The 3506-nt window shown below is 64.6% G+C and carries 1 protein-coding gene; it reads right to left on the bottom strand.

The window, feature by feature from the left end:
* Positions 1–276: 276 nt before the first annotated feature.
* Entirely contained in the window at positions 277–2919 is a 2643-nt protein-coding gene (locus ACFO3J_RS31700; protein ID WP_386436917.1) for an ATP-binding protein, read from the bottom strand.
* Positions 2920–3506: the final 587 nt, after the last annotated feature.

Below are 3506 nucleotides of genomic sequence, written 5' to 3'. Positions count from 1 at the left end.
ATCTACCAGGGGCTTCGCCGTGTTGTCACTCCAACTGCACCACCGCATCAGCAGGTTGGAAAAAGCTCCCTGACAACACACAGCCCCATCACCCGATCAGTGGCCACCCTGAAACGCTCAACGCCCTATGCCCCTGAACTGCCGTAACTCGCAATATGTTAAATGAGCGGGCCCCCGGTCCTCGTCAACTTTCGTGTCGGGCAGTGCGGGCACATAGGCTGCTCTTGGCGATAGTTTTCGCTGGTCTTCGCCAGTGGCTTACACGGCCAGGTGCGGTCAGCCGGGCGAAGGCCGCCGATTCTTGAGTGACGCAAGGCGACGCTCCAGCACTTCTCTGGCGGCCACGGCCCTCTCCGGCTGCTCTCCGGCGCCCTCCAATATGGACAGTTCCTCTACCGCAGCGCGCCAGAGGCTGGCGGCTTTCGCAGGGTCTCCTGCGACCAGTGCTGCCTGGGCCTGCCGATCACGGGCACCACTGCGGTTGAACGGTTGTTTCGCGAGCCCGAAGTGGTCTGCGGCCATGGCGAACAGTTCCTCGGCTCGGGCATACTCTCCCGACTCCTTGTGCGAGGCAGCACGTTCATGGGCGAGTCGGGCAAACATGCCGTGGTTAGGGGGCGCCGGGTACTCGTCGATGAGCCGCAGCCCCTGTTCCCAGGCGTTTTCCGCGCGGGCACGGAGTCCGCGGGCCCGGAGCGCCCGTCCGAGCAGCCACAGCACTTCCGGCATAAAGATACGAATACCGTGCGCGTCGGACAACTCTCGGCACCGTTCCAACTGGGCTGTCGCCGCTGCATAGCGCTCAACGTTCAGGTACGCCCTGGCCAGTACCATGCGCCATGGCACCTCGACCATGACGTTTTGCTGCGACCACGCCTCTATATTCAGTTTAAGCAAACGGATGGCTTTGCGATATTCGCCCTGGTCAATTAATCCCTCGGCCTCAAACAGGCGGGGCACCAGTTCTGCGTCCGGGTCACCGGTGGCAGCCGCCGCCGTCACTGATGCCGAGAGTTCCCGCTCGGATTCCTTCGTCCGCCCCGCTGACCGGTGCATATGGGCCAGACGAACATGCAATCGGCTGGCCAGGGCCGGAAATTTATGGGAGTCCAGCAGGTGTACAGCCTTCGTGTAGCTTTCCTCGGCCGCAGTTTCGTCGAATTCCCACATAAGCTGGAATTCGCCCAGCTCGAACAGTAGGAGCGCTTGCAAATTTCCGTTATCGATTCGCTCGGCCGCATCCAGGCCAAGATTGAGGGCGTACCGGCATTCTTCCACGCGCGACCTTGACTTGACCACTACAGCGACTTCTCTGGCAGCATTGGCCGTATAGTCGTCCAGTCCGAGCGCGTTGCTGTAGCCAAGGAGGGGCAGCAGATTGGCCTCCTCGGTGTCGAGCCAGGCCCGTGCGGCTTCTGGGTCGGCCTCAGCTGATGCTCTTTCTTTCGGACTCACGGCGATGTCGGCTATGTGCAGATTCGTTGCATACCAGGTGAGCATGCTGGTAAGCGCCGGATTTCCGTCGCTTTCCGGAGCGGCGTTGAGAAGTTCCCCGGCCAACTCCCGCAGCAAGCTGTGCATGCGGTAGGTCCCGGGGACCTCGGCGGGCTGCACGAGCTGGTCAAGGATCAGGCGCTCGATCAGTTCGTCTGTGTCGGGAGCGGGCTGACCGATCAGCTCTGCTGCGAGGCCGGCCGAGAACACGGCACCCGGTGTCACGCCCAGTCGCCGGAACAACCGCCGGGCCTCGTCAGGAAGATCCTGATAGGAAAGCTCGAAACTGCCGCGTACGTCCAGGTCACCGACCCGCAGTTCGGGCAGCCGCCCGCGGACACCAGCCAGCCGTTCGGCGAGGTTGGCGATGGTCCAGTCAGTGCGGGCTCGGAACCGGGCCGCCGCGATCCGCAGCGCCAGCGGCAGTTGTCCGCACATCTGAACAACGAACTCGGCCGATGCCAGATCGGCTGCCACCCGCTCGGCGCCGCCGATCAGACTGAACAGTTCCAGGCTCTCGTCGGCATCCAGCAGATCCAGTGGATACGAGGTTGCGCTGGCCAGGGCCGGCAGCGCGCTCCGACTGGTCACCACGGTCAGACAGGTCGAACCACCGGGTAGGAGCGGCCGTATCTGCTGCTCGGACCTGGCGTCGTCCAGCACGACCAGCACTCTGCGGCCGGCCAGAGTGGAGCGGTACAGGGCAGCCAGCTCGGCAGGGTCGGACGGCAGGTCGTTCGGTGCGGTGCCCAGAGCTCTCAGGAATTGTCCGAGCACCACATCGGGATGAACCGGACCGTCCTCCCCGCGCAGTGCGGCATAGAGCTGCCCGTCGGGGTATCGCGGGATCAACTCCCGGGCCAGACGCAGGGCCAGCGCTGACTTGCCGACCCCAGGCAGTCCGTAGATCACTACCGGCGAGTGACACGGTGCCGGGCACAACGCCATGTCCGGATCTGCTCGTGACGAGGCCTCCGGCAAGGCGAACGGGGCGATTAGTTCATCCAGGTCCCGTCTGCGGCCGGTGAAATCCGAGGGCGGCGCGGGTAACTGTCTCGGCGGGGCCGACAGCGAGGACGCACTCCGGTCGGCTTCGCCTCCAGCCGCAGGGCCGCTTCGGCGTTGCTGTTGAGCCTTGCGGCGCTGCTGATTCCACCAGTCAAGGTGGGGACTGTTGCGTCCGGGCGCCAGACGGACTGCCCGGGCCTGTAGATGCGTCACCAGGAAGGTGAACGCCTTGGGGCTGGCGGGAACGGCCGCGCCGTTGAACCAGTCGCTCAGCGTGGCGTCATTCAGCTTCACCGGTGGTCGCTGGGCCTCCCCTTGGTCCACCAGGACACGGTAAGGCGGTGAGCCGGCATCCCGGTACAGGCGGGACAGCGCGGCGGCCAGCTCCTGAGCCGCGCTTGCACCCGGTGTTCCCACGTTGTCACCTTCCCTGTGCCTGATGCGTTTGGCGAGTCCGCGTGTGCTTCCGGTCCGGAACGCCTCCGGAAATCCCGGCTCCACACTCTCACCTGGGGATACTTCCCCGTCTCCTCGTCGGTACATCGCCGGAAACCGTTCGGAGTGCGCAAATGACGGCACCGCCGGCCGCTGGGCCGAGCGCGAACGGAGGTAACCCTCGTGCCTATTCCGCCTTGCTCCTGGCAGTCAGCCGTCACCGAGATCGTGGGCGCGACTTCCCTGTACGCAATAACAATTAGTGGCCTAGCGGTCACCGCCGTCGCCGCTCGAACTGCGCACCGGCGTCGGGCAGCCCGTGACGTTCTCAAGATCCTGCTCAGGAGGCCCGATGGGGGATGACCGAGCTGTGGGTGGGGCGAGTTTCGCTAAGAAAACGGTAGCGCAGGCGGCGGGCGATGCAGGGCGTTGAGCGTTTCAGGGTGGCCACTGATCGGGTGATGGGGCTGTGTGTTGTCAGGGTGTGCAACGGGCAGGGCACCCGTGCCGTTGAGGGAGGTGTTCGACGTCTCGACTCATCAGCACAGGAGCCCTGTTGGTTCCGTATC

The sequence above is a fragment of the Streptomyces polygonati genome (assembly GCF_042650325.1).
GTDB lineage: Bacteria > Actinomycetota > Actinomycetes > Streptomycetales > Streptomycetaceae > Actinacidiphila > Actinacidiphila polygonati.
Note: the sequence above shows the minus strand (reverse complement) of the source record. Positions and strands in the feature narration are given on the sequence as shown.